This is a genomic window from Sphingobacterium sp. JB170 (assembly GCF_900163865.1).
Lineage (GTDB): Bacteria > Bacteroidota > Bacteroidia > Sphingobacteriales > Sphingobacteriaceae > Sphingobacterium.
Map to the genome: position 1 here is coordinate 14571 of NZ_FUKU01000006.1, position 25465 is coordinate 40035.

At 38.9% G+C, this 25465-nt stretch carries 24 protein-coding genes, 2 tRNA genes and 1 pseudogene; 12 read left to right on the forward strand and 15 right to left on the reverse strand.

Annotated features, from left to right (window positions below; all coding sequences use genetic code 11):
- Nucleotides 1–109: 109 nt before the first annotated feature.
- Nucleotides 110–388, forward strand: coding sequence for a hypothetical protein (locus tag FM107_RS19270; RefSeq protein WP_143559394.1), 279 nt, complete (start codon nt 110–112; stop codon nt 386–388).
- 474 nt (nt 389–862) lie between these two features.
- On the opposite strand, the gene rpmA is transcribed toward FM107_RS19270, so the two are convergent.
- The 3 genes from rpmA to FM107_RS01025 all read right to left on the reverse strand — a co-directional run bounded on the left by rpmA (nt 863) and on the right by FM107_RS01025 (nt 3491).
- On the reverse strand, nt 863–1126 hold the full coding sequence (rpmA, locus tag FM107_RS01015) for a 50S ribosomal protein L27 (protein WP_086946666.1): 264 nt from the start codon (nt 1124–1126) through the stop codon (nt 863–865).
- Nucleotides 1127–1174: 48 nt separating this feature from the next.
- On the reverse strand, nt 1175–1486 hold the full coding sequence (gene rplU / locus FM107_RS01020; RefSeq protein ID WP_086946667.1) for a 50S ribosomal protein L21: 312 nt from the start codon (nt 1484–1486) through the stop codon (nt 1175–1177).
- A 94-nt stretch (nt 1487–1580) separates the two neighbouring features.
- Nucleotides 1581–3491, reverse strand: coding sequence for an amidophosphoribosyltransferase (locus tag FM107_RS01025; protein ID WP_086946668.1), 1911 nt, complete (start codon nt 3489–3491; stop codon nt 1581–1583).
- A 308-nt stretch (nt 3492–3799) separates the two neighbouring features.
- Between FM107_RS01025 and FM107_RS01030 the strand changes: the two genes are divergently transcribed.
- The gene (locus tag FM107_RS01030) at nt 3800–4402 is read left to right on the forward strand and encodes a DUF4202 domain-containing protein (RefSeq protein ID WP_086946669.1); all 603 of its coding nucleotides are present in this window, start codon (nt 3800–3802) and stop codon (nt 4400–4402) included.
- 56 nt (nt 4403–4458) lie between these two features.
- On the opposite strand, the gene metA is transcribed toward FM107_RS01030, so the two are convergent.
- Entirely contained in the window at nt 4459–5400 is a 942-nt protein-coding gene (metA, locus tag FM107_RS01035) for a homoserine O-succinyltransferase (RefSeq protein ID WP_086946670.1), read from the reverse strand.
- A gap of 249 nt (nt 5401–5649) precedes the next feature.
- On the opposite strand from metA, the gene FM107_RS01040 reads away from it, so the two are divergent.
- Nucleotides 5650–6939, forward strand: coding sequence for a (Fe-S)-binding protein (locus tag FM107_RS01040; protein ID WP_086946671.1), 1290 nt, complete (start codon nt 5650–5652; stop codon nt 6937–6939).
- A gap of 14 nt (nt 6940–6953) precedes the next feature.
- Nucleotides 6954–7766 (forward strand): (Fe-S)-binding protein, encoded by an 813-nt coding sequence (locus tag FM107_RS01045; protein ID WP_086946686.1) that lies wholly within the window; start codon nt 6954–6956, stop codon nt 7764–7766.
- Nucleotides 7767–7803: 37 nt separating this feature from the next.
- Here the strand turns inward: FM107_RS01045 and FM107_RS01050 are convergent.
- From FM107_RS01050 to FM107_RS01065, 4 genes are all read right to left on the reverse strand, one after another.
- Nucleotides 7804–7887 (reverse strand) — tRNA-Leu (locus tag FM107_RS01050).
- Between the two features lie 57 nt (nt 7888–7944).
- Complete coding sequence (locus FM107_RS01055) at nt 7945–8829, reverse strand: exopolyphosphatase (protein ID WP_086946672.1); 885 nt, start codon at nt 8827–8829, stop codon at nt 7945–7947.
- Between the two features lie 250 nt (nt 8830–9079).
- On the reverse strand, nt 9080–9646 hold the full coding sequence (locus tag FM107_RS01060; protein WP_086946673.1) for a hypothetical protein: 567 nt from the start codon (nt 9644–9646) through the stop codon (nt 9080–9082).
- Nucleotides 9647–9719: 73 nt separating this feature from the next.
- Nucleotides 9720–12293 carry a phosphoenolpyruvate carboxylase gene (locus FM107_RS01065; protein ID WP_086946687.1) on the reverse strand — a complete coding sequence of 858 codons (2574 nt, stop codon included), beginning with the start codon at nt 12291–12293 and terminating at the stop codon, nt 9720–9722.
- A gap of 329 nt (nt 12294–12622) precedes the next feature.
- On the opposite strand from FM107_RS01065, the gene FM107_RS01070 reads away from it, so the two are divergent.
- Together FM107_RS01070 and FM107_RS01075 are read left to right on the forward strand one after the other, a co-directional pair.
- Nucleotides 12623–14815 (forward strand): FUSC family membrane protein, encoded by a 2193-nt coding sequence (locus FM107_RS01070; protein WP_086946674.1) that lies wholly within the window; start codon nt 12623–12625, stop codon nt 14813–14815.
- Entirely contained in the window at nt 14799–15770 is a 972-nt protein-coding gene (locus tag FM107_RS01075; RefSeq protein WP_218778885.1) for a YpdA family putative bacillithiol disulfide reductase, read from the forward strand. Before FM107_RS01070 ends, FM107_RS01075 begins: the two co-directional genes overlap by 17 nt.
- On the opposite strand, the gene FM107_RS01080 is transcribed toward FM107_RS01075, so the two are convergent.
- Nucleotides 15767–16378, reverse strand: coding sequence for a TetR/AcrR family transcriptional regulator (locus tag FM107_RS01080; RefSeq protein WP_086946676.1), 612 nt, complete (start codon nt 16376–16378; stop codon nt 15767–15769). The two genes, FM107_RS01075 and FM107_RS01080, sit on opposite strands and share 4 nt — an antisense overlap.
- Nucleotides 16379–16480: 102 nt before the next feature.
- Between FM107_RS01080 and murB the strand changes: the two genes are divergently transcribed.
- The 3 genes from murB (at nt 16481) to FM107_RS01095 (ending at nt 18550) form a co-directional block, all read left to right on the forward strand.
- On the forward strand, nt 16481–17497 hold the full coding sequence (gene murB, locus FM107_RS01085; protein ID WP_179204360.1) for a UDP-N-acetylmuramate dehydrogenase: 1017 nt from the start codon (nt 16481–16483) through the stop codon (nt 17495–17497).
- 278 nt (nt 17498–17775) lie between these two features.
- Nucleotides 17776–18288 carry an RNA polymerase sigma factor gene (locus FM107_RS01090; protein WP_086946678.1) on the forward strand — a complete coding sequence of 171 codons (513 nt, stop codon included), beginning with the start codon at nt 17776–17778 and terminating at the stop codon, nt 18286–18288.
- A gap of 16 nt (nt 18289–18304) precedes the next feature.
- Nucleotides 18305–18550, forward strand: coding sequence for a cytochrome b5 domain-containing protein (locus FM107_RS01095; RefSeq protein ID WP_256959267.1), 246 nt, complete (start codon nt 18305–18307; stop codon nt 18548–18550).
- A gap of 8 nt (nt 18551–18558) precedes the next feature.
- On the opposite strand, the gene FM107_RS01100 is transcribed toward FM107_RS01095, so the two are convergent.
- From FM107_RS01100 to FM107_RS01120, 5 genes are all read right to left on the reverse strand, one after another.
- Nucleotides 18559–19479, reverse strand: coding sequence for a PfkB family carbohydrate kinase (locus FM107_RS01100; RefSeq protein ID WP_086946680.1), 921 nt, complete (start codon nt 19477–19479; stop codon nt 18559–18561).
- Between the two features lie 53 nt (nt 19480–19532).
- Nucleotides 19533–19606: transfer RNA gene (locus FM107_RS01105), tRNA-Asn, on the reverse strand.
- A 1085-nt stretch (nt 19607–20691) separates the two neighbouring features.
- Entirely contained in the window at nt 20692–21165 is a 474-nt protein-coding gene (locus FM107_RS01110) for a Dps family protein (RefSeq protein ID WP_045754271.1), read from the reverse strand.
- Nucleotides 21166–21198: 33 nt separating this feature from the next.
- On the reverse strand, nt 21199–21978 hold the full coding sequence (locus FM107_RS01115) for an SDR family NAD(P)-dependent oxidoreductase (protein WP_086946681.1): 780 nt from the start codon (nt 21976–21978) through the stop codon (nt 21199–21201).
- Nucleotides 21979–22101: 123 nt separating this feature from the next.
- Nucleotides 22102–23016 (reverse strand): AEC family transporter, encoded by a 915-nt coding sequence (locus tag FM107_RS01120; protein WP_045754273.1) that lies wholly within the window; start codon nt 23014–23016, stop codon nt 22102–22104.
- A gap of 116 nt (nt 23017–23132) precedes the next feature.
- Here FM107_RS01120 and FM107_RS01125 point away from each other — a divergent pair, with 116 nt between their 5' ends.
- Together FM107_RS01125 and FM107_RS01130 are read left to right on the forward strand one after the other, a co-directional pair.
- Nucleotides 23133–23657 (forward strand): FUSC family protein, encoded by a 525-nt coding sequence (locus tag FM107_RS01125; protein WP_086946682.1) that lies wholly within the window; start codon nt 23133–23135, stop codon nt 23655–23657.
- An 18-nt stretch (nt 23658–23675) separates the two neighbouring features.
- On the forward strand, nt 23676–24521 hold the full coding sequence (locus FM107_RS01130) for an AraC family transcriptional regulator (RefSeq protein WP_045754275.1): 846 nt from the start codon (nt 23676–23678) through the stop codon (nt 24519–24521).
- Between the two features lie 445 nt (nt 24522–24966).
- Here the strand turns inward: FM107_RS01130 and FM107_RS19275 are convergent, their stop codons facing one another.
- Nucleotides 24967–25227 (reverse strand): hypothetical protein, encoded by a 261-nt coding sequence (locus FM107_RS19275; RefSeq protein WP_045754276.1) that lies wholly within the window; start codon nt 25225–25227, stop codon nt 24967–24969.
- 29 nt (nt 25228–25256) lie between these two features.
- Here FM107_RS19275 and FM107_RS01135 point away from each other — a divergent pair.
- A pseudogene (locus tag FM107_RS01135) lies at nt 25257–25409 on the forward strand (TraM recognition domain-containing protein); the annotation flags it as partial.
- Between the last annotated feature and the right edge of the window lie 56 nt (nt 25410–25465).

Here is a 25465-nt window from a genome sequence, read left to right on the forward strand (position 1 = left end):
GGCTTTGGATAAAATATTAGTTTTGATGTTTTATTGATTACGACATTTGAGCAGGAACTTCTATCGTTGTTATTGCCTTGCGGACTCACCGAACATTTCGAACTTACCCATGTTGAAAAGATGGCAGATGGCCATCAACTTTATGAGGTCAGGGGAAGAAAGGAACATTATTAGCCGCAATCAAAGGGACTGTCAGCGAACGGGTTATTTCGATATTGGAACAGATACCCAATCGAGTCTGCAAAAAGGTGAAAGAGGTCACGCTGGATCTGACGCCCACGCTGGAAAGGATTGCCCGTCGCGCATTTTTCCCCATGCCAAACTGGTCGCCGATCGCTTTCACACTTCCAGCAGCTGGCCGGGGTGCTGTCAAGAAGCTTCGCATTGAATACAGATGGGAAGCTATCGAACAGGAGAACAAATAGATAAAATTGGCCATCCCACATCTTCAGTAATACCAAAGAAAAGGGTGTAGGTTTTACCCGGCTGACTCAGTGGTACAATGATGTCGAAAAATCAGGTTTGAAGACATTTGGTGCGGTCTCAAGAATCATCCAAAATCATTATCGGACCATTTAAACTACTTTGATAACAGGCATACGAATGCTTCAGCGGAATCATTCAGTACCAAGATAAAGGGATATTGAGGGCACCGTTCAGGAGGAAAGGAACAAGGAATTCTTTATACCAGGCGATCTAAATTCTACGCATAAATTTATTCTTTTTCGCATGATCCGATGAATGCTACAAGAAGTAAAAGACTACTACAGGCTCACCCCACATCAGCGCGATCATGAATAAAAGACACAAAAAAGCTGTAAAGAATTATCTTCTTTACAGCTTTTTAAATTTTTACACTAAATTAGTTCTGCTCTGCAGGGACTACCGATACGTACGATTTGTTATTCGCTTTTTTGCGAAAAACTACAGTACCATCAATTAGGGCATACAATGTATGGTCTTTACCGATACCAACATTCGCCTCAGGATTGTGAAGCGTTCCGCGTTGACGTACGATGATATTACCAGCAATCGCTTGTTGACCACCAAAAATTTTAATACCTAATCTCTTGCTATGTGACTCACGGCCGTTCTTGGAACTACCCGCACCTTTTTTATGTGCCATTTTTTTATCTTAATTTATGACTAAAAGAAGTCAGATTAAAAATTTCTATTATAAACTGATACCAGTGATCTGGATTTTCGAGAAGTGTTGACGGTGTCCGTTTTTCTTCTTGTAACCTTTACGACGTTTTTTCTTGAAAACGATAACTTTATCACCTCTCAAATGAGACAAAATCGTAGCTGAAACTTTAGCACCTTCAATACTAGGTGTACCTACAGTGAACTTACCACCGTCTTCCGCCAACAATACATTGTCAAATTCAATACTAGCGCCTTCGTCTCCTTGTAAACGGTGTACAAAAAGATACTGGTCTTTTGCAACCTTAAATTGCTGCCCTGCTATATTTACTATTGCGTACATTGTTATAAAATAATATTTGTTAATATTTAATGAGTGGCAAAGATAGGAAATATTATAAAAACTTTATAATAAAAGTTAAAAAATCCTTTTTACCCTAACTGCTGAAATATGCGCGTACATTTTTACCCTCGACCCAGTTCATATAAGCTCGATTTACGACTTTATTTCCGCCTGGCGTCGGATAGTCCCCTGAGAAGTACCAATCGCCAAGATGATTCGGGCAAGCTTTGTGTAGGTTATCTAGCGTTTGATAGATAACGTCTAACTCCGCGTTCAAATTATGCGGACGAATAATACGGGCTATTTCAAGAGATATCTCATCATCTGTAAACGGTTCGTATATCGCTTTTACATAATTTTCAATTTCATCGTTTGATTTTGTAATCGAAGCAACACAACGTTGATACACTTCATCAACAACATGTGCAAGTCCGTTCTTTTTCAATAAGGACACAGCAGCCTCAAACGCCACAAACTCACCCATTCGTGACATATCAATTCCATAACAATCCGGATAACGAATTTGAGGTGCCGAAGAAAGGATTACAATTTTCTTTGGATTTAAGCGATCTAATATCGTCAGAATGCTTTGTTTCAGCGTCGTACCACGCACGATTGAATCATCGATCGCCACAATTGTGTCCTGATGATCTTTTACAATTCCGTATGTTGTATCATATATGTGTTGAACCATATCCGTACGATCGGCGTCTTGGGTAATAAACGTACGTAACTTTGCGTCTTTAACATTCAGCTTTTCAAACCTTGGCTTAATACTAATAACCTCTTCCAATTCTTCATCGGAAATTTTATCAGAACGATTCAAAAGTATATCACGTTGGTAATCCCTGACATACGTATTAATACCATCCATCATGCCATAGTAAGAAACCTCTGCTGTATTGGGAATAAAAGAGAAAACCGTGTTTTTAATATCGTTGTTTACCGCTGCAAGAACTTGCGGACACAATAAATTACCCAACTGCTTGCGTTCTTTATATATATCGGCATCGGAACCCCTAGAAAAATAAATTCTTTCGAACGAACAAGATTTTTGCTCCGTTGGCTGACGGAACATTTCTTCTGTTATCGTACCATCCTTCTTCACAATTAGTGCGTGCCCAGGCTTTATTTCTTGAACAGAGTTCAATGGAACATTGAAGGCGGTCTGAATAACCGGTCGTTCCGAGGAAACGACAAGAACTTCCTCGTCGCGGTAATAAAACGCTGGACGAATTCCTGACGGGTCACGCATCACGAAAGCATCTCCGTGTCCGAAAATACCCGCAATTGTATAACCTCCATCCCACGTTTTCGCCGACCGTGTAAGTATTTTCTCTACATCAATATTTTTCGCTATCAACGCACTAATCTCGACATTCGAATAACCTTCCTTTTTAAATTTATCGAACAGCTCTTGATTCTCATCATCTAGAAAGTGTCCGATTTTTTCCAAAACAGTAATCGTGTCGGCCTGTTCTTTCGGATGCTGCCCGAGCTCATATAACTGTTGTAAAAGTTCGTCTACATTTGTCATGTTGAAATTACCTGCAACAACTAAATTACGACTCATCCAGTTATTTTGACGCAGAAACGGATGACAGCTTTCAATACTGTTTTTCCCATGCGTTCCATAGCGAAGGTGTCCCAAAAGAACCTCTCCAGTAAAACTCACATGATCTTTCAACCATTGCGGGTCCTTAGACTCTATCGGATAAGCCTTGTTTACGGCTGCGAACTTCTTTTGAACGTATTCAAAAATATCGGCCACAGCCGTCGAACCCATTGCACGATATCGGGAGATATATCGGTTACCGGGTTTTACATCGAATTTAATCGTTGCAATACCAGCACCATCTTGGCCTCTATTATGCTGCTTCTCCATAAGTAGATACAACTTATTGATTCCATAATAGGGTGTCCCATATTTTTCCTGATAATAAGAGAGGGGTTTCAGTAGTCGAACAAGTGCTATACCGCACTCGTGTTTTATAGCGTCACTCATAGCTTGAATTGATTTTGCAAAGGTAAAAATATTTTAGGAATACCATGTACAAAAACCAAGTCATAGCCGCTTTTTTACTTTTGGACGACAACACTGCGACGTTAGCCAATGCCAATAGTCCGCTCTCGGCAACAGTTTTCTCCATAATTTAAATTTAAAATGGACAGCATCCGTATCCTACATCTTTTCAAATGCACGCAAAACACGGTTTGCGGATCCGTATACTCATTTAATTCGCTATCTTTAACCCCGAGGCTCCCCCGCTACAAAAGGGAGAATAGAATTAAAAATTTTAAACTCGTTTTACGATGGCAAACAAAGTACAGACAGCCCTAAATAAATTTGATGATTACAACGAAAACGACCCCAATATATTCGTTTGGCATCACGCAAGCTACCCCCAAGAACTTTTCCTCGCGGACAAACTTTATGATTGGGTAAATAAACTAGCGCCAACAAGAAGTACCGCGTTGACGCTCGCTTCGAAATCACAACACATCGGCCGTTGGGAAATACCACGTTCCTCATTTGCCATGGATAAAAATGGATACTTAAACTGGCGCAAGGAGCTCGCGCTACACCACGCCAGTACCACGCGCGATATTTTGGTTAATCTCGATTTTTCGGACGAACTCATCAGCCAAGTTGAGCAGATAATCCTCAAAAAGAAAATAAAAGGTAATCCCGACGTACAAACGATGGAAAATGCGCTCTGTCTAGTGTTTTTAGAATTTCAATACGAGAAATTCTATCCTAAACATGAAGAAAAAATTGTAAATATCCTCAAAAAGAGTTTACTAAAGATGGATAAGGTAGGCCATAAATTTGCACTGCAACTGCCCTATTCGGAAACTGGGCTCAAGTATATAGAATCAGCACTATCTGAACTTACTAAAAAAAATGATAGATAACCTCGCGAAATTGCATGAAACGACGCGTGACATACAAAGTAAAGCTTTAGACCGATCTAGTTAGTGTTCTTAATTTCACCTAAGTGCGCAACATTCTTAAGATCAAACGGAGTTTCTTGATAAACGTAATAGTTGAGCCAGTTGTTAAAAAGTAAATTCGCATGACTAGTCCATGTAACAATTGGCGGATTGCTCGGATTATCCGCACGATAGTAATTTTCCGGGACTGCGATGTCATTTCCTCTCTCCAGGTCGCGACAATACTCTTCATGCAAGGTAAACGGCGCGTATTCGGAATGCCCGGTCAGGTAAAACTCACGACCGCCTCGCGATGATAACATTGCGAGGCCCGCATCTTCCGATTCCGAGAGTATAGCAAGCTCATCGTGGTTTATATCAGAGGCCAGCATCGTTGTATGACGGCTGTGCGGAATGAAAAATTCATCGTCAAAGCCGCGAAATAAGGGAAGGTGTTTATCTCTTGCTGTGTGTTTAAAAACACCAAATAGTTTTTTGTCAAGTACCTCCTTTTTAACGTTATAAAAATGATATAGAGCAGCTTGTGATGCCCAACATATATAAAGAGTTGAGGTAACATGTGTTCGCGCCCAATCAAATATATGCTGAATTTCTGGCCAATATGAAACATCCTCAAACTTCATCATCTCCACGGGCGCCCCTGTAATAATCATACCATCGTAGAAGTTATTTTCCACATCACTAAATCCTTTGTAGAACAATTTCAAATGCTCTTGCGGCGTGTTTTTTGGCGTATGTGTATCAAGTCGTAAAAACTCGACTTCTACCTGCAACGGATTATTGGAAAGTAGACGTACAAAATCCGTTTCCGTGGAAATCTTAAGTGGCATGAGATTAAGGATTAACACGCGCATCGGACGAATGTCTTGCGTGTCTGCACGAAAGTCATTCATCACAAAGATATTTTCCTTCTTTAGAAGCTCAATCGCAGGCAAATTGTCAGGTATTTTTACAGGCATAGGTATTACTCTTCTAGACTATTTTGAAATGCAAAAATAACAAGAATAACTCGGATCTTAAAGTTATGGTACACTCCATTCCAAAATCATTAATACCTTTTATAACAAATGCTGTAAAGCGTACATAAAACATAATGACCATTCTGGGTGTTACCTTAACGTGCAAAAAGAAGTAAGCTATTTTAATATATATTATGCACGCATAGCATTAATATGTATATTTATAGCTGTTAAAACCTAAAAATAGCTATGATCAGTCAAATCATATTTTTGTGTCTATTCACCGCAGCAATCGTTATGTTTTCCCTCAATGCGCGGCGGATCTATAGAAATATTAAATTAGGCAAACCTGTTGATCGAACCGAACACCCCGGTGAACGGCTTAAACTAATGCTCTTGGTTGCTTTCGGCCAGAAGAAAATGTTTAAGAAGCCTCTTCCGGCCCTACTTCATCTAATGGTCTATATCGGATTTTGTATTATCAATATCGAAATGCTGGAAATTGTAATCGACGGTATTTTCGGCACACACCGCGTATTCGCGCAGATGGGGGAGTTTTATAATTTCTTAATCTTTTGCTTCGAAATTTTAGCGTTTGGCGTCTTGTTCAGCTGTATCATATTCCTAATCCGTCGAAACGTCATGTCAATATTTCGATTCAAAGGCTCCGAATTAAAAAATTGGCCAAAGACCGACGCCAACTTGATTCTCCTAACGGAAATCCTCTTGATGAGTGCCTTTATAATTATGAACGCAGCGGATTACAAGCTCCAGGAAATGCATATCCCCCCCTATAGTGCAGCTGGTTCATTCCCAATAAGCAACTTACTAGTAGAGGTACTACCGAACAACACCTCTACGTTAATTGCAATTGAACGCTCCGCATGGTGGTTCCATATAATCGGTGTGATGTTATTTTTAAATTATCTCCCGATATCCAAACACCTGCATATCTTGCTCGCATTCCCGAACACCTATTTTACGAAACTTGACCCTAAGGGCAAATTCGAAAACATAGAAAGCGTGACTATGGAGGTCAAAGCAATGTTAAACCCGTCGATTCCGCCTCCCGACGGGGAAATTGCCCGATTCGGGGTGAAAGACGTGCAAGACTTAACGTGGAAGAATTTGCTCGACGCCTATACCTGCACCGAGTGCGGTCGTTGTACGGCTGCCTGTCCGGCCAATATTACAGGAAAACTTCTCTCGCCACGAAAGATAATGATGGACACACGGGATCGCTTGGAAGAATTGAGTGTTCATCTATCCAGCAACCCCGGACAAAAAGACGACGGGAAAGCACTAATCGACGATTATATCACCCGAGAAGAGCTCTGGGCGTGTACCACGTGTAATGCATGCGTAGAGCAATGCCCGGTTAACATCAACCCTTTAGAGATAATAATTGGGTTGAGACAATATGCAGTCCTGGAGGAATCAAAGGCGCCCTCGAGCGTCAACGCGATGTTTACCAACATAGAAAACAATGGTGCGCCATGGAAATATGCGCAGGCCGACCGCGCAAACTGGGCAAAATAAATAATATCAATGTTATGAAGCAAACACTAGAAATACCGACACTTGCAGAAATGACCGCAAAAGGCGAATCGCCAGATCTACTCTTTTGGGTAGGTTGCGCTGGGAGTTACGACGAACGTGCGCAACGTATCACCAGAGACATCTGTAAAATACTACATCATGTGGGAATCAAATTTGGAATACTCGGCACAGAGGAAGGATGTACAGGGGACCCTGCAAAACGTGCAGGAAACGAATTTCTGTTCCAAATGCAGGCGATGACCAACATCGAGGTACTCAACGGATACAAGGTAACACGAATCGTCACAGCCTGCCCCCATTGTTTCAACACGCTGAAGAATGAATATCCAGACATCGGCGGTAATTACGAAGTGATACACCACACACAGTTAATTCAGTCTTTAATCGACGAGGGTAAATTACGCCCAAATGATCAGCATGAATTCAAAGGTAAACGTATCACCTACCATGACCCTTGTTACCTCGGGCGTGGAAATAATGTGTATGAAGCACCGCGAGTCGTCTTAGAAACCTTAGATGCGGACCTCGTGGAGTTGAAACGTTGTAAAAGCAATGGGCTATGTTGTGGTGCCGGTGGAGCACAAATGTTTAAAGAGCCCGAACCCGGAAACAGGGATATCAATATAGAACGTACTTCCGACGTGCTTAAATCTGGAGCGAGCCTGGTTGCCTCTGCCTGTCCGTTTTGCATGACAATGCTTCGCGACGGCATTAAAAATCAAGATAAGGAACAACAGATCGATGTTTTAGACATTGCCGAAATAACGGTGAGAGCGAATAATATCGGACCCGACTCGGTTAAATAAAAAAACGAAATCAATGATTTCGTTTTTTTCAGTCTAGTACCCAGGAGCAGATTCGAACTGCCATGCCCGCGAAGGCGCCACCCCCTCAAGATGGTGCGTCTACCAATTTCGCCACCTGGGTATTACGGTTGCAAAAATAAACCTTTTTAGGATATTAGAAAAGAAATATAAATATATTTTACTTACTATTTTGTAAATTGTTGTCTATCAAAGTTTGAATAATTCCATCCACTAAGCCAACGCGTGGAGCAACGATGTTTTTCAGATGCCCAACTCGCATAATTGTCAGAAATATTTCGGCCGCAGGAATGATTACGTCAGCACGATCTTGCTTCAACCCTAAGACATGAATCCGGTCCTTAAGCGAATAGGAGCTCAAATACGTATAAATAGCCTTTAATTTAGAATACGACATCGGTTTATCAAGCTTTTCATTAGCAATGCGAGACAGCTTATTAATATTACCACCAGTACCTATACCATAAATGTTCTTGTATCCCTTGGTGTGCTCCCTAACCCAGTGCTTGAGCTCATCCCACGTTTCACTACTATCCTGATTATCGAGAATACGAATAGTACCTAGGTTAAACGATTTTGAGGCAATTAGCTCCGCACTCGAGAATAATGATATCTCTGTACTCCCCCCACCCACATCGATGTACAGGTAAACTTTACTTTTATCCATCGTGTCTTGGATATTGTTATTATAGATTATCTGCGCTTCCTTTGCCCCATCGATAATCTGAATTTCAATTCCAAATTTACGGCAGGCTTTCACAATATCTTTTCCATTATCGGCATCTCGCATCGCCGAAGTCGCACAAGCCATGTATTCAGTTACCCGATAAACGTCCATCAAATTCCGAAAAGCATGCATCGTTTTGAGCATATTCTCAAACTTAGTTTCAGAAATATGTTGATGAATAAATGAATCGTCGCCCAACCGCAAGGGCACCCGAATAAACGCTTCCTTCTTAAACTGAACAGGATAAACCTCTTCATTAACCTCCGCTATTAATAGGCGAACAGCATTGGATCCAATATCTATAGCTCCGTATCTCACTAATTGTATGATTTATGACGTAATTTTTCAATAATACAATATTAATAAATCAAATATTAATATATTGTTAAGTTATTAAAAGAATAACAAAAAACTAACAGAAGAGTTAACAAAAGATTTTCCTCGACTAATCCTTACTATTGTCGAGCACAATGATAATATCCACCATATCTCGCCGGTATCTTGCAAATTATTAGGCACAAAAAAAGGAATATATCGCTACATTCCCTTTTCTATCATTTTAACATTCTTAGTGATGTCCGTGTTCGTCCGCTTTACCACCTGCAAGTGTAAATATTTCGTTTATTTTCTCTTCATTTTCCGAACCGAATTCTCGCAATTCCATTCCCGTATTCCGACTTAATCTTTCAAATCGATCCTTAATAATCGTTACTTCATGCAAAACATGGTGAATATAGGCTTCGTCAGAATAGGCCTTAACAGCGTGCTCGGTTTCTACAGAATCAACTGCGGCTACTACCGGTGACTTAAAAACTTCAGCACCTTTGATTGGGAAATCAACCTGATTTTGTGTCGCTAAACTATCTACAGCCGGAATTAACGCACTATATACTTCATTCACTTTTTCCGCCAATTGTTTCGCTTGTGGAGATTTCGCCACACTTGCAGCATAAGCCGCATAATCAGATTCATAAACTAACTTGCTACCAACCACTTTAAAGAACTCGTAAGCATCACCATCGACAATACTTGTATGGGTATACTTTAATTGATTCTTTTCAGCAGTCTTCGGGTTACAAGAAGCTAACAAGGCACTCGCACATACACTTGCTACAAATAAAGTGTTAAATCTCATTTCTTTTGAATTTATCCTACAAAAATAGGAAAATAATCGACTTTCGTATTCAAATAAAATAACTTACTTCTTTCTACGCTAAATTTCGTCCAGCATTCACCACGCCGTAAATGGTACGGGCAACAAGTTTTGTATAAATAGCTTCTCGCTCTTCTGTCAAATCTTTGTCTAATATGGTGCGAATTGCATAATGCTGAATTGTCAACAATGGCAAAATAATTTTCTCTCTAGCCAATATAGACGCACGCTCAACAGGATAATACTCCATCAGCACTTCCGATTTACTTAACTTCAAAACAAATTTCTTAGTTAATTCAAATTCATCTCGTAACATTGTCCAATATTCACCAAACGTTTCATCTTTTTCCATATAGGCGGTAATGTCAAAATTTGACTTTGTCATCGACATCATACAGTTATCAATAATCGTCTTGAACATTCCTGAGGTCTCATAGAGATTTTGCACATAGGACCAGAGGTTGTTTTCTTCTGCCCACTGCAGCGACGTTCCTACCCCATAGAAACCTGGGATATTTTGCTTAAGTTGACTCCACGAAGTAACGAAACTAATCGCACGAAGATCTTCCAATCGTAACTCCTTACCTGAATTCCGTTTTACCGGGCGGCTACTGATGTTAACATTTGAAAGTTGCTTTAATGGACTTAATGTCTCCAGATACTTTAAAAAGAGAGGGTGCTTACGTAGGGCCATAAACTTAGTATGGCTCACTTGGGCCATTTGATCAATAATATGTTTTTGCTTATTAGTTAAGGTATCACCATCCTTCTGTTGTATTTCGGATACAATACCAGCTTGTAGGAGCTGCTCAATGTTATATTGAGCCGTCTCGAGGGAACCATATTGACTACTAATTGTTTGGCCTTGAATGGTAAGTTGAATATGTTCATTTGCAATCTCTTTGCCCATTGAAGCATAAAACTTTTGCGTTTTCCCTCCACCTCTAGCAGGAGGGCCACCACGCCCATCAAAAAACACCAAATCAACATCAAACTCCCGTGAGATCGTCGTCAGTTCAATTTTTGCACGATAGATCGACCAGTTGGCCATCAAGTACCCCCCGTCTTTCGTACTGTCAGAAAAGCCTAGCATAATAGTCTGCTTGTTACCTCTCATCTTAAGGTGTTTTGTATATTCGGAATTCATATACAAGGAGCGCATTACTTCAGCGGCTCTTGACAAATCGTCCACGGTTTCGAACAAGGGAACGAAATCAATGGTCAACGTATCTTTCTTCCAGCCTGACCACAAAAACAGCTGCATCAGCCCCAGTATGTCGGAAGCATTTTGGCAGTTGCTAATGATAAACCGCTGGGCAGCTCTTTCACTTCCCGCATGTTGAATATCTTTCAACAACCGGATCACGTCGAGCGTATCGGCAACGAGAGGCTCAGCCTGCTCATTATGCGTAAGATCCAGTTCCGTAAAAGGCATTGTTTTTTCCTTTTCATCTTCCGAATTGCTAATCATTTCCAAGTCTAACTGCGTATCGTTATTATTTTTAACTAAATAGTTAAATGTATCTTTTAAGATGCTGCTATCCTGACGAATGTCAAGCGTAGTAAAATAACAACCAAATGTCAATACCTTACGTGTAAGGTCTTCAACCAATTCAGCGAAAAGACCGTCGTGCTGCGTATCCAATACTTCTTTGAGCGCACGAAGGTTATCCAATATGATCGACGTCTCATCCTCCGGGTTTTCCTTGGGATGAAAACTGTTATCGTAAAATAGGTCTTGAAGGATATCTAAATATTTTTCCGCTCCACGGAACGTTATTCTCCGTTTAACGTTTTTAAAATCTCTGTAATAGCACCGGAATAAAATCGTGCGCAGCATGTTCGCCACAGTTTTCGTACTTTCGGCTGTCACATTAGGGTTTCCATCACGATCTCCACCTGGCCAAAAACCGAGTTCAATCAACTGTTTCACTTCTTCGACAGGCACTTCCATTTCACTATCGATCTTCGCTTGAATTTCCGAGGCTACCCGATAGAATACATTTTCTAAGAACCAGGCCAAGCTAGCTGCTTCGTCCACTGGTGTTGGCTTTTGCTTATTAATAAATGGAGTTTTACCTAACTGCTGTAACAGCAACTGAATATTTGGTACGTCATTTAATTTCAATGCTTCAATAAGGTCGGTGATAATCGCTAACACCGGTCCGGGATAAAACTGGGTTGGGTGTGCCGTTAGGACTAATCTGACAGAGAAGTCATGCAATTTATTTACAATTTTCTTCTTGAGTGAAGGATTATCCTTGGCCCTTATAAACAATGCTTGCAACACGCCCGTATCCTCATTCTTACCGACAGAATGAAAAGCAGAATCTTCAACCGCATCAAACAACACGACTTGACGTTCAATATATTGAACAATGCGGAATAAAAAATCTATACGATCTTCCTCCTGCACATACTGTTCGTACTGATCGAAGAAAGTATCAATGATCTCTTGTGGTGCGAGGTGTTCTTCTACTCCCTTCTCACAGTGTGTCGAAAAAAAAGGAAGAATAGTACCGGTATGCTTTACACTCTGAAATGGCAAAGTAAGGAACAAACTTTTGTAAAGTTCAAAGCGCGTTAACACTTCATTATGAAAGACAGATTGCTTTTGAATTAACTTCATGCTTTTATTTAAGGATAACATAGAATTGCTCTACCACTAATATAGAGCATTTCGAAATTATACAATAATTACAACAAAAACAATTATTTTGTATAAAACAATTATTAATTAAATACCTTCTTTATCAAAAACTCAACAATTCATCCAAAACCATTTCATATACGTCATATTACATGAATACTCACGATCCGGTATACATACAAATCAAAGTGGGCCTGCCGAAACATCTACACACACGCAAAATACTGCATCGGCGCATCATAAATTTTCCTTAATTTTGAGCACTCACGAGTGGAATTCTAAATTAGGTAAAGGGAGACGATCATTTCATGAAAAAAATCCAAGAGATTAGTAATTTCTTTTATAGTCAATATTTCTCAGAAGGACTCAAAATCACTCTCGGATGTATTATTCCAGTAATAATCAGTGCTGCGCTTGGGCTTTTTCAAAACGGCATCCTTGTTTCCTTGGGAGCCTTACTGGTAGGGCTGTCTGACACTCCTGGGGCACCCTCCCACCGCCGGTTAGGAATGTTATCGACAGCAGTTTTAGGTATGATTTCCTATTTAATTATCGTTCATGTCAACGCGTCGATCCTCGGTTCCACGATTGTTATAGGAGCTTTAAGCTTCATCTTCGCGATGTTCGCGGTCTTTAACGCGCGAGCAGCAACGGTCGGTACGATGTGTACATTAATGATGCTACTTAATGTAAATCCGAATTTAACGGCCCTCGGCACTTTTGAGCATTTATTATACATAGCAATCGGCGCATTATGGTACATGCTTATTAGCATGTCGATGCTCCAAATTCGCCCCTACCGAATTGCGCAACAAACACTCTCGGAATCCATCAGACAGGTGGCGGAATATATACGAATAAAAGCCCGTTTTTACGACCCAAAAATCGAAAACGACAAAAATTACTTAAAATTAATTGATCAACAAATCGAGGTCAACAAACACCAAGAACTTGTTCGTGACATTCTATTCAAGAGCAAACGTTCGATTAAAGATACCACGAAAATTGGTCGATTTCTCACACTAATATTTTCGGACATCATCGATCTATTTGAACAAAGCACTACAACGCAATACGATTACGATGCTATTCAAAAAACATATACCGAGTACAACGTGCTTATCTCTTTCAAGCATATGCTTACTCAAATTGCACACGAACTCGATAATATGGCTTACGCTATCAATGCCAACAGACTTCCTAAACGTACTTACGATTTCGATTTGGACATCGAGCGGTTACGGGAGGAGATCGATAAAATTGACAAAGACAAGGTCAACACCTTCCCGCTAAAGAAGATAGTTGTCAATATACGTGATATCGTCCGGTACATCGATAACATTTATACGTACAGCGCTACTTCAATTTCGGATATTCCAAAAGAGGAGATTGATTCCGCCTCGCAGTTCATTACCCGTGATCAAATCGATTGGAAAAAATTCAGAAGTAACCTAAGTTTATCCTCGTCCGTATTTAGACATGCGCTACGCTTATCAATGGTTCTATCAGGGACCTATCTCGTGTTACATTTATTCAATTTCAGTCCCAATGGAATCTACTGGACCTTATTAACGATCATGGTGATCCTTAAGCCTGGGTTTGGGCTGACAAAGGAACGAAACGTACAGCGGCTGCTCGGCACTATTATAGGTGGAGTAATCGGCGCTGTAATTGTCTACACTATACAGGACCCGAACATACGCTTCGTAATACTTATATTTTTCTTTCTTACGGCTTACAGTTTATTCCGCGTAAACTACATCGTCGCGGTACTGTTCATGACACCCTACGTCTTAATTATGCTAAGTTTCACCGGTGTGAATACGATCGAGGTGGCTTCGGAGCGAGTTTTTGACACCTTTTTAGGTGGTACAATCGCGTTTTTGTCTAGTTATGTCATTTTCCCCAACTGGGAGAGCGCGCAATACAAAGCAAATATACGTAGCCTACTTATCGCGAACTACAACTACATCGCGCAAGCGGTTAACCTACTGAGTGGGCAACAACTAAATATTACCAAATACAAACTCGAACGTAAAAAGGTATACATCGCTTCGGCGAACATGGGCTCGACGTTCCAACGTATGTTAACCGAGCCGAAATGGCGCCAGCGATATACCAAAGAAATAAATAGATTTGTAATCCTCAGCCATATTTTTTCTTCCTATTCGGCAAATATGTTAGTGCAAGTTCAACAGGCAAACCTTGATAATTTTGATCAGAACGATGTAAAGCTGCTCAAAAAAATCCTTTCGGAACTGGAGAAAGCGATACAACTACTTCCGATTGAAAATGACAATGGGGAAGTTTTTACCCCTATGACAGGTTATCCTGCTTTATCCGAAAACACTGCGTCTAGCGACGACGCAAATATTATAGCAGAACAGTTACAATTCTTGAATAAAATTTCAGGAGATTTACATCGCGTAACCAAGGAGTTGCTTGAGCGGCAAGCAGAGTTTGATGAAAATGAAAACAAAATCAATGAAAAATCATTTTGACGTATTAATAATTGGCGGAGGGCCGATCGGTCTAGCTTGTGGAATACAGGCACAGCAAGCAGGGCTTACTCACGCGATTTTTGAGAAAGGGCCGCTCGTAAATTCACTTTACAATTATCCGATAAACATGACGTTCTTCTCTTCGTCCGAACGGCTTGAAATCGGTGAGATACCGTTCGTTACAACGCTACCAAAACCCAAACGTGCTGAAGCTCTTGAATATTATAGACGTATTGATGGAAAATTTAATCTTAATACGTACTTATTCGAAGAAGTAATCGAGGTGACAAAGGGCGATCCAATGTTTCATGTCACGACCACAAAATCGAATTATAGTGCTTCTTCGGTAATTGTCGCTACGGGCTTTTATGATGTCCCCATGAAGTTAAATATACCAGGTGAAGAGCTTCCAAAAGTAACGCACTATTACAATGATCCCCATTACTACGCCAATCAACATGTCGTAGTCATCGGCGCGAGTAACTCATCGGTGGATGCAGCTTTAGAAACTTTTCGAAAAGGAGCAAAAGTAACCATGGTAGTGCGAGGGCACGAAATCGGACCGCGTGTAAAATATTGGGTTCGCCCGGATATCGAAAATCGCATTAAAGCTGGAGAAATCAACATCTTCTACAACAGTCGTCTGACCTCTATCAGCGAACAAACAGTCTCCATACAGACACCCACAGGATTAGAAGTAATACAAAATGATTTTGTACTTGCGCTCACAGGGTATAAACCAAATTTTGACTTTTTGAGAAGAGTGGGGATAAATATCCCAGACCAATTTCCCATGATACCTGAACATAACCCACAAACGATGGAAACGAATATTCCAAATTTATATTTGGCGGGCGTGGTGTGTGGCGGGCTCAACACCCACCTTTGGTTCATTGAAAACTCAAGGATTCACGCACATATAATCATCGAACAAATTATGGAAAAACGAAATTAAACACTCAACCCTCGTAAGAAAATCTTTACCATTTTAATTTGCTTGGATTGAATATGTTCAAATTCTTCGGGTGAAGGAAACAAGCAATCATTTAAATCTTTGGTCAAGATTCCCGAGCGCATGCCCATCAAGCAAAACAATAACAATTCGGCCGTTTCATCTAAATCATCAACTCGAATTTCCTTGTTGTCGACTCCTATTTTTAATAATCGACTATACTGATCTCTCACCCGATTAAAGTAAGGTCCGATATTCTTGCCCACTTCACAAGGATTCTTCATGAAGAGTGAAGAGGAATATTCGAATAAATTGTAATTTTCGCGCGTCGTCGCTGTACGCGACTCAACGGCAAATAGCAGTGCATTTTCTACACTATCCGTCGTTTGAGCATATATATCGACCTTGTCTATCATCTCATTTATGACGTGTTCCATCACAGCCATATATAAATTATGCTTATCCGGAAAATAATAATACAGTAATGCTTTGGAAAAAGACAAATCTTTCGCGATTTCGGCCATAGTCGTCTTAGCCATTCCAAAATGTGCAAATCGTCGCTTTGCAACCTCCAATATCTTCGCTCTCTTTAAATCGACGTTCTTCGACATGTGATATTTATACCTTTAATAATGCGCTTTATATTATATTTGTAGTAGCACATAAAACTAATTCTTTTTTTTGAATATTTAAAAGAATTAGTCAAAAGAAAAATGATATACGATATTCAACACAATATTTCTTTAAAACCATATAATACGTTTGGCGTGCAAGCAAATTGCCAACAATTTGTAAATGTTGAGAAAGAAAATCAACTCGCCGATTTATACCACGCGGGCGTATTCTCTCAACCTTTTTTTGTTTTGGGTGGAGGAAGTAACGTTTTGTTCACAAAGGATTATCAAGGGGTAATAGTTAGGATTGCTAACAAAGGTATTACACATTTCTTGGAAGGCAACAACATTTTCATCACGGCAAAGGGAGGCGAAGTTTGGAACGACTTGGTATGGTACTGCGTGGATCATGGGTTCGCCGGCGTTGAAAACATGGCACTAATTCCCGGTACCGTCGGGGCATCCCCGGTGCAGAACATAGGCGCCTATGGTACGGAACTTATGGACATATTTTATGTATGTGAAGCATTTGACACTTTGAGCGGCAAATTCAAAACCTTCCGGAAAGAAGATTGCGCATTTACCTATCGAGATAGTATTTTTAAATCGGAATATAGGGGCCGATTTATCATTACTTCGGTCACCTATAAACTTTCATTACACGCCAAAATAAACACAACATACGGCGCAATCAATGCCGAACTCAATCGACGCGGCATCCATAAACCGACTATCAAAGATGTTGCAGAAGTTGTTTCGATTATTCGTGTTGATAAACTGCCAGACCCATCACGGGTAGGAAATGCAGGAAGTTTCTTTAAAAACCCAATCCTTAACGGAAAACTGTTTACCCCCATCAAGGAAGCGTATCCCGATATTGTTTTTTACCCAGTAGCTGATGAAAAAATAAAAGTTGCTGCTGGCTGGTTGATTGAAAGCTGTGGATGGCGAGGGAAAACTGATGGAAATGTGGTGGTCTGGAAGAACCAAGCTCTTGTTATCACAAACCCCGGAAACGCGACTGGTATGGAAATATATACTACTTCGTCTAGAATAATGAACGATGTATCTAAAAAATTCGGAATACAACTAGAAAGAGAAGTAAATATCCTATAATTAGTTTTCCACAGTTGTGGATACAAAATGTTAACAACCACTCTCTTCCCTAACACAGGTGTGTTTGAGCGCATTGTGTCATTTTTTTTCTACATTAGAATAAAAATTTAATCGCTTGGTCATCTAAATTTAACTCAAAACATAAAGTTTAGCACAGGATTTGCATAAAATGTCGTGAAACCGTACTTCATACGATATGAACTACACTCATAAAAGACTATGCTCGAGTTAATAATACGACTCTCATAGTAAGTATTTACATTATAATCCAATCTAGCATGAACAAATTAAAATTCAACACGTTAGTAATTCAACAAGCGGATTCCCTCAAGACGTATGCAAAAAATTTCACTAGAGATCAGGATGACGCCAACGATTTGGTCCAAGACACCCTATTAAAGGCCGTAACTTATTTTCGGAATTTCAAGGAAGGCACAAATCTAAAAGGATGGCTGTACACTATTATGAAAAATACATTCATAAACAATTATCGGCGCGTAGTAAAAACAAACTCTTTCATTACCAAAGAGGAAGAGATTACCAGTGCAAATTTAGTGGTTTCCGCCAGTAGCAATCGTGGAGAAAACAAATTCGTGATGGAAGACATCAATAACGCCCTATCAAATTTATCCGACGACTATTACATTCCATTCACGATGTATTTCGAAGGTTATAAGTACCACGAAATATCCGACCACTTAAATATCCCGATTGGAACGGTTAAAACGCGTATCCATGTAGCGCGCAAAGCGATGAAAAAAACGCTACACGCCTATAGGTTCAAAAACTAACACGTATATTTGGGGTGTGAACAATGACATTCAACTCCCTCGTTATACAAAATCCCAACTCGCTCTTCGAAACGGACAGGACAAACCGGAAATTTGGATTGCAATACATGGTCAAATCTATAATGTCTCCGCTAGTCGACTTTGGTGGAATGGAAAACATTATGAGCATTGGGCAGGACAAGATTTAACAGAAGAACTTAAAGACGCTCCACATTCCGACAAGGTATTGGAGCGTTTTGAAATAATCGGTGTTTTAATCTAAAAGGCGTTCTAGTCATTAATATCAAATTTCGATAAACGGATAAATTGTGAGATTCGATTTCTAATATCGTCCGATGTCAGATTTTGAAGCTTTTCAGTTCCAAATCTCTCTACACAAAACGACGCCAACGCCGATCCATAGATGACGGCATTTTTCATATTTGTAAAATTGATAGTCTTCACTTTTGCTAGATAGCCGATAAATCCTCCTGCAAAGGAATCTCCCGCTCCAGTTGGATCATATACATCCGCTAATGGCAACGCCGGTGCCGAAAATACTTGTCCATCACCAAACAGCAGCGCTCCATGTTCCCCTTTTTTGATTATTAAATATTTCGGCCCCATCTGAAGTATAATTTCAGCGGCTTTCACCAACGAATACTCGCCAGACAGCTGACGGGCCTCTGCGTCGTTAATTGTCAACACATCTACACGTCTCAACACTTTTTTCAAATCGCCTAATGCAATATCCATCCAAAAATTCATCGTATCTAGCACGACAAGCTTAGGTTTCATATCCAATCGGTCGAGTGTGGCAATCTGCACAATTGGTGTCAAATTCCCCAACAATAGGTAATCGCAGTTTTGGTAGGAAGCAGGTATTTTAGGATCGAAATCCGCTAGCACATTTAGTTCCGTAACGAGCGTATCACGGCTATTCATATCGTTATGGTACCTACCAGACCAAAAAAATGACTTACCTCCTTTCATAACCTCGATACCATCGGTATTGATGCCTCGAGAAGTAATGATGCTCATATCGTCGGGGCCAAAATCATCCCCAACAACACTAACTAAATTCACATGATTATAAAGATACGACGCCGCTAAACCAGCGAAGGTCGCTGCACCACCAACAATTTTGTCTATTTTTCCGAATGGAGTTTCAATTGCATCGAACGCAACTGATCCGACTATTAATAAGCTCATATGGATTATCTTTAAATGATAACAGCCGGCTATAATTAGCCAGCTGTTATTTGCTCCTGAAGCTGGGCTCGAACCAGCGACCCTCTGATTAACAGTCAGATGCTCTAACCTGCTGAGCTACTGAGGAAGATAATCATTTATGATCTAAACCCACTATTTAAATAGTTATTATTAAAGGATTTAGAAACCAACGTTCTTGATTTACTGTTACAAATTTACCAATATTTTTCAATTCTACAAATGCGTTTGTACCATATTTGTACCAAAAAAATTAAACAATCTGAAATACAATTCTTTATTTGTTTGAGCTTGAATTATAACTCCCCTACTACTAACATAAACTTTCGTTTACAAAAATCGATTTGTCGTAATGACAGTGCTATCATTTTCCAAAAAACTTTGTGCTAAAAGGAGGAGAAGATTAAGAGTCTGCAGGCCGGCTCTCCTCAACAGGAGTAAAAATCTATGTTTCCTGCTTGCTTTAGCAATTTATGAACTTCTTTTTATTATTCAAAATTTACAGCTGTGACGTATTTGTGACGGTTGATTTAAAGGAAACAGTAAGTTATTTCAAAGGGTCCTCCAAGAAAGCTTTGAGACCTCTAATTTCCCATAATGAAGGATTACAGGTTGGATTTTTGATTAATGTTTTTAGGGAGTCTAATTGTCGATAAGTTCATTACATGCTAAAGTATTAATTCATAATATTAAATTTTATACTTGAATGAAAATTTACTAAACCATATATTTACGTTGGACCAACTGAAAAAACAGAACAAGAAATATAAAAAAAAGAAGCAAAAAAATTTCCTAAAACTACTTTCAGTTTTTGGATAAACTTATCACAGTTGGGGTTTAGGAAACTTTCCCAACAATTTATGGAAATCAACCAAATTGGAAGTTAATTACTTCATTTATACCTTTTTATCGATTAATTCTAATAAATTTCATTAATTCTTTTCAAATATTTATAAGAAATTGTCATATGGAAACCACAATAACTTGATATTCAGACCTACCTAAGATTTTAACGTATACAACAAGATTAGGTTATTAAGCGGAATAATGCTAAATTTTAAAAACATTTGGCGAAATCAGAATTTACTAAAAAATAGAAAATGAGATCTATCCTAATAAGCTATAATAAATAAATGCAACTTGTTTAACTAAAAGTTGCATTTGTTCAATAATATAAGAGAATTTAATAGATTACTACTTCAAATGTGCTCTTAACATCCACGCCATTTTTTCGTGGGTTTCAATAAATCCGGTGATGTAATCGCTGGTACCGGCATCGTTATATTTTTCCTGAACCGCATCAATACTACCCCTGATAAAATCGATTATAGTATCATGATCAGCCAAGAGTTCTGTTATAAAACCAGCACTGTCATTCTTTTGGTTAGTGACTTCGCTAAGATGCGTAAGTTCCAAAAATTCTTTTAATGTTCCGGGGGCATAATGACCTATCGTACGGATACGTTCAGCTACACCATCCATCAAGTCTGCCAATTGTTGATACTGACCTTCGAAGAAAATGTGCATAGAATGAAAGTCAGGTCCTTCAACATTCCAGTGTGCATTTCTTGTTTTGGTGTACAATACAAATTCATCTGCCAATAATTTACAAAGAATTTCGGCTACTGCCTGTCTGTTTTCGCTTTTAATTCCAATTTGCGTTTTCATTTCTTGATTTTTTTATTTATTAATAATACTTTTTTACATAGTCATCCCACCATCAACAGCTATGGCTTGCCCTGTGATATGGGGAGCAGAAGCGATGAATAAAACCGCATCAGCAATATCCCCTGCACTCTGATCCACACCTTGCGGTATCAGTGTTTTCTTGTTACGTTCCCATGACTGACTTTCGGTTTCTCCGGCTTGTTTCCAGCGGTCTGCGATACCACCTTCACCACGCCACATCCCTGTACCAATGATACCAGGGCAAATAGCATTTACGGTAATTCCTGTTTCGGCAACCTCTTTTGCAATACTATTGGTAAAACCAATCACCGCAAATTTAGAAGCTACATAGTGTGATAAATGTGCCATACCCATTTTGCCGGCTATAGAGGCCGTATTGATAATGGCTCCGCTTTTTTGTGGTTTCATGACTTCTAACACCGCTTTAGTACATATAAAAACACCTTTTGCATTTACCGAAAGTACTCTGTCCCATTCATGTTCATCTATTTCCTCGATACTTCCTATACCCACTACACCAGCGTTATTTACGGCTACGTCTAAACTTCCAAAGGTATTTATTGTTTCACTTACTGCACTTTTTACGGAAGCATAATCTGTTACGTCTACAGCCAAGGCCAAAGCTTTACCTCCAATTGCTTTGATTTCTTTAGCCACTTTTTCTACGAATTCTTTTTTTACATCTGCCAAAGCTACATGGGCACCTTTCTTAGCAAAAGTCAAAGCAATTGCTTTTCCAATTCCGCCACCTGCTCCGGTTACAAATACTGTTTTATCTTTGAAATTGTCCATATTTCATCTTTCTAAGGTTAGCTATCTGTTCTTTATATTACAAATTTACTTTATTATCAGCCAAGTCTATTTGTAGAACGATGACAAAATGATGTAGAAAAGATTTAATCATTCTAAAATCTGTCAGATAACCAATAACTGCATAATGCTGTTCCAGAATGCTGTAGTAATAAAACCAACTAAAATGCTAACTCCGATAATCAGGTTAATTAACCTCGCATTAAGCCTGAATTGTTCTGCAATAATACTGGAAGTAATAAGGGTGGGCATTGCTGCTTCAAATACGCTTATACGTGCAATATCTCCTTTAATTCCTAACAAAATTGAAGCAATTAAAACCAATGCCGGAGCAATCATTAATTTGTATAGCATGGACATTGAAATCTGGGAGATTTCCTGTTTCCATCCCTTAAATTTCAATTGTAACCCTACGGAAAAAAGAGCTAATGGTCCTACCGTAGCTGCCAATTTATCAAAGAAAGGTTCAGCTATGCTCAAATCTGTCACCTTAGATAAGATAAGTGCACCCATACAACCTATAAAGGGCGGAAAAGTCAGCAATCTTTTAACCAAAACTGATGCTTTTATTCCTTCTTTATCTGAACGGTTTCCTTTAATTGCTGAAATTATACCTACAGTGGATAAAAGTACAAACATCACTTGGTCGCAAATGATGGCTATGCTTAAATCTTGTTCGCCATAATATGCCATAATCAATGGAAACCCTATAAAAGACGTATTGCTGTAACCTCCAGCAAGCTCAAGTGTACTTCGGGAGCGTTGACCATACCCTTTGTACCGGGAATAAAATTCCATAAAAATCCAGCATCCCGCCCAAACCAATATAGGAGAAAGAGCAGGAAATAACATTTGGCTGCTCCATTCAATCTTAGGAATATATTTAAAAGAAACAGCAGGGAGTGCCAGATATAAAATCCATGTGTTGATTCCCTTATGTGCATCTTGCGGAATTAATTTTGCTTTTCGAAATATCATTCCGGCAATTATGCAGAATGCTATCATCACAAAATTGACCATAATTTCAATAATATTTTAACTATGCAAAATTAGCAGATTGGAATACCGCCATGTATGTATAAAATAAATAAAGGTTTGTATATTTGTGTTATATTAACCTATCTGAAAAATAATTTGTGAAATTTGAAATTTTTAAAGACCCCCCAGATGCCGGTATTGTTGTAAAATCTTCTTTACTTACGCTTGTTATCCTAATTTCTTATTTTTTAGGTCTCGGGATTAATAAGTTACTTCAACTTTCTGATGATTATTTAAATGGTATATGGTGTGCCGTGTCCGCTATTGTGGTCTTTGATGACCTCCCAAAAAATGCTAAAAGTCTGATGAAAGACCGACTTTTGGGCACATTTGTAGGAGTTTTGCTGACAACAATAATAGTTTACTTTACTACAAATCTTTTTTTGTCAATTGGCATTGCATTGTTCTGTACCTGTATTTTTATTTCTGTTTTTAAATGGACAGGAGCGTTAAAAATTGGATGTATTACTGTTATTATTGTTGGATTGAGCACCCATGACAAAGCTTTTGAAATTGTCTGGCGGTCAGGATTAATGCGTTTTCTTGAATCTGTTGCCGGATGTACTCTCTCTCTTGTCGCTACTATCGTCATAGAGCAAATAAAAATAAAAACGAACAAGTAATTTTTGAGAGAGCAAAGCATGACTAAACTAAAACAGTTTTTCCCGTTAGAAATATTAGATTTTGAAGAAGCTTCGTTTCACCTTACGATTCACGGTCAAAATTATTTTGAGCTGGTGTATATTTATGATGGAATGGGGATTCATCAGATTAATCAAAATCATCTTTCATATTGTTCAGGAGACTTATTTGTGATTTCTCCGGAGGATGAGCATAATTTTAAAATGGATACAAAAACCAGGGTCATCTGCATTAAATTTACAGATGACTATTTTAGCAGTAAAGAGCACTGGAAATTTCAAGATTATATGAATAACAATCCTGAAAGCATTATGAACAACAAAATCTTGAAGGAAGTTAAATTAGAATTTAGCCCGGAAATTCATCAAATACTACGAAATACAATTGATAATATACTTCTTTACAACAACTCGCATAATGTTGTTACATCACCTGTCGTTTTTCATCAGGTGCTTTCTGTTTTCGGCATTATAAAGGAAGCTATGCAGGATATGTCGCTTAACGGAAATGACCATTTTCCAGCAAGGGAACAATTGATTTCATATATCCATCAGCACATTTACATTCCTGACAAAGTAAAAATAAAGAATATTGCTTCACATTTCAACATTGCCACTACGTATTTCAGTGCCTATTTCAAACGTAATTTTGATATAAATTACCGAGAATACCTTAATCATTACCGTTTGATGCTTATTAATAAAAGACTGAAATCTGGACAATTTAACATGAGCCAAATTGCTGAAGAATTTGGATTTAATGATGAAAGCCATTTTTCTCATTTTTATAAGAACAACACAGGTCACAGTCCATCTCTTTATGATCTTTCTAAAAAAAAGAAATGACACAAGGAATTATAAAAAATAATTTTATTACAAAATGAGTTCATTAATCGGTCAAAATCTACTTCTCATAGCCAAACAAACCTGCCAAAAGTATAAGAGTAATTATCCTTATTAAATTCACTGTTCACAGCAAAATGAAGAACAATTATGGAAGTAATTGAAACCCTCCAAAAAAAGACAATCTAGAAAAATTTGTGATAAACTGTATTAGTGTTTTCAGTTCATAAAATAAAGAACTCTGGAAAATATCCTGTGACCATCCATGCTCTAATCAAATGTGCAATAATAATGAATTTCCTTTTGAATTTTATAGCACCGGTATGGTACGTTCGTTTTACATTATCAATGAGGATTTTAATAAAAAAGCGATATGACCCTAAAATAAAATTAGGGATAATCGATAGAGAATGAAAACAAAATAACACACAAAATGAATTGTCAATGTCTACTTGATCTTTTCAACAGCTGCTCGAACCTGCTGAAGATCGGGCTGTCTATCTATGCATTCCTGAACGCCCTCGGGATATCTCTCTAAGATGAATTCATTGAAATCCTTACAGCTCCTGAAAATATTGAACTGCTTGTCGTGGATGTTCCATACGATGCCTTTTCCCTTTATGGCGTTCTGTGCAATGGCAGCTCCACCGACTCCCCCCAGGCCATATCCCAGGCCCTGTTTCCATGAATTTGCCAACTCCAGCTCCATATATAGATAGTTATGGCCTCCAAAGAGCACCTGTCATTATAGACGAGTTACCGACAATTTATTTTAGAGGCTTGGACAATCTTATTGCAACGGCGAGAAGTAATAAGGTAGCGGTTTGCTTAGGCTTTCAGGATTTTTCCCAATTAATTCGTGACTATGGAGATAAGGAAGCTAAGGTAATTCGTAAGCATCCGGTTATCCCCCTGTATGACTAGAGAGTTTTGCTTTTTACTTTTGC

Excerpts from the sequence above, each read along its gene's own strand:
- FM107_RS01030 (WP_086946669.1), top strand. The coding sequence starts at position 3,800 with ATGGCAAACAAAGTACAGACAGCCCTAAATAAATTTGATGATTACAAC.
- FM107_RS01065 (WP_086946687.1), bottom strand. The coding sequence starts at position 12,293 with ATGAAGTTAATTCAAAAGCAATCTGTCTTTCATAATGAAGTGTTAACG.
- FM107_RS01090 (WP_086946678.1), top strand. The coding sequence starts at position 17,776 with ATGAACAAATTAAAATTCAACACGTTAGTAATTCAACAAGCGGATTCC.
- FM107_RS01080 (WP_086946676.1), bottom strand. The coding sequence starts at position 16,378 with ATGTCGAAGAACGTCGATTTAAAGAGAGCGAAGATATTGGAGGTTGCA.
- FM107_RS01045 (WP_086946686.1), top strand. The coding sequence starts at position 6,954 with ATGAAGCAAACACTAGAAATACCGACACTTGCAGAAATGACCGCAAAA.
- FM107_RS01075 (WP_218778885.1), top strand. The coding sequence starts at position 14,799 with ATGAAAAATCATTTTGACGTATTAATAATTGGCGGAGGGCCGATCGGT.
- FM107_RS01060 (WP_086946673.1), bottom strand. The coding sequence starts at position 9,646 with ATGAGATTTAACACTTTATTTGTAGCAAGTGTATGTGCGAGTGCCTTG.
- FM107_RS01100 (WP_086946680.1), bottom strand. The coding sequence starts at position 19,479 with ATGAGCTTATTAATAGTCGGATCAGTTGCGTTCGATGCAATTGAAACT.
- rpmA (WP_086946666.1), bottom strand. The coding sequence starts at position 1,126 with ATGGCACATAAAAAAGGTGCGGGTAGTTCCAAGAACGGCCGTGAGTCA.
- FM107_RS01040 (WP_086946671.1), top strand. The coding sequence starts at position 5,650 with ATGATCAGTCAAATCATATTTTTGTGTCTATTCACCGCAGCAATCGTT.
- FM107_RS01110 (WP_045754271.1), bottom strand. The coding sequence starts at position 21,165 with ATGAAAACGCAAATTGGAATTAAAAGCGAAAACAGACAGGCAGTAGCC.
- FM107_RS01130 (WP_045754275.1), top strand. The coding sequence starts at position 23,676 with ATGACTAAACTAAAACAGTTTTTCCCGTTAGAAATATTAGATTTTGAA.
- FM107_RS01120 (WP_045754273.1), bottom strand. The coding sequence starts at position 23,016 with ATGGTCAATTTTGTGATGATAGCATTCTGCATAATTGCCGGAATGATA.
- metA (WP_086946670.1), bottom strand. The coding sequence starts at position 5,400 with ATGCCTGTAAAAATACCTGACAATTTGCCTGCGATTGAGCTTCTAAAG.
- FM107_RS01115 (WP_086946681.1), bottom strand. The coding sequence starts at position 21,978 with ATGGACAATTTCAAAGATAAAACAGTATTTGTAACCGGAGCAGGTGGC.
- FM107_RS01070 (WP_086946674.1), top strand. The coding sequence starts at position 12,623 with ATGAAAAAAATCCAAGAGATTAGTAATTTCTTTTATAGTCAATATTTC.
- FM107_RS01025 (WP_086946668.1), bottom strand. The coding sequence starts at position 3,491 with ATGAGTGACGCTATAAAACACGAGTGCGGTATAGCACTTGTTCGACTA.
- murB (WP_179204360.1), top strand. The coding sequence starts at position 16,481 with ATGATATACGATATTCAACACAATATTTCTTTAAAACCATATAATACG.
- FM107_RS19275 (WP_045754276.1), bottom strand. The coding sequence starts at position 25,227 with ATGGAGCTGGAGTTGGCAAATTCATGGAAACAGGGCCTGGGATATGGC.
- FM107_RS19270 (WP_143559394.1), top strand. The coding sequence starts at position 110 with ATGTTGAAAAGATGGCAGATGGCCATCAACTTTATGAGGTCAGGGGAA.
- rplU (WP_086946667.1), bottom strand. The coding sequence starts at position 1,486 with ATGTACGCAATAGTAAATATAGCAGGGCAGCAATTTAAGGTTGCAAAA.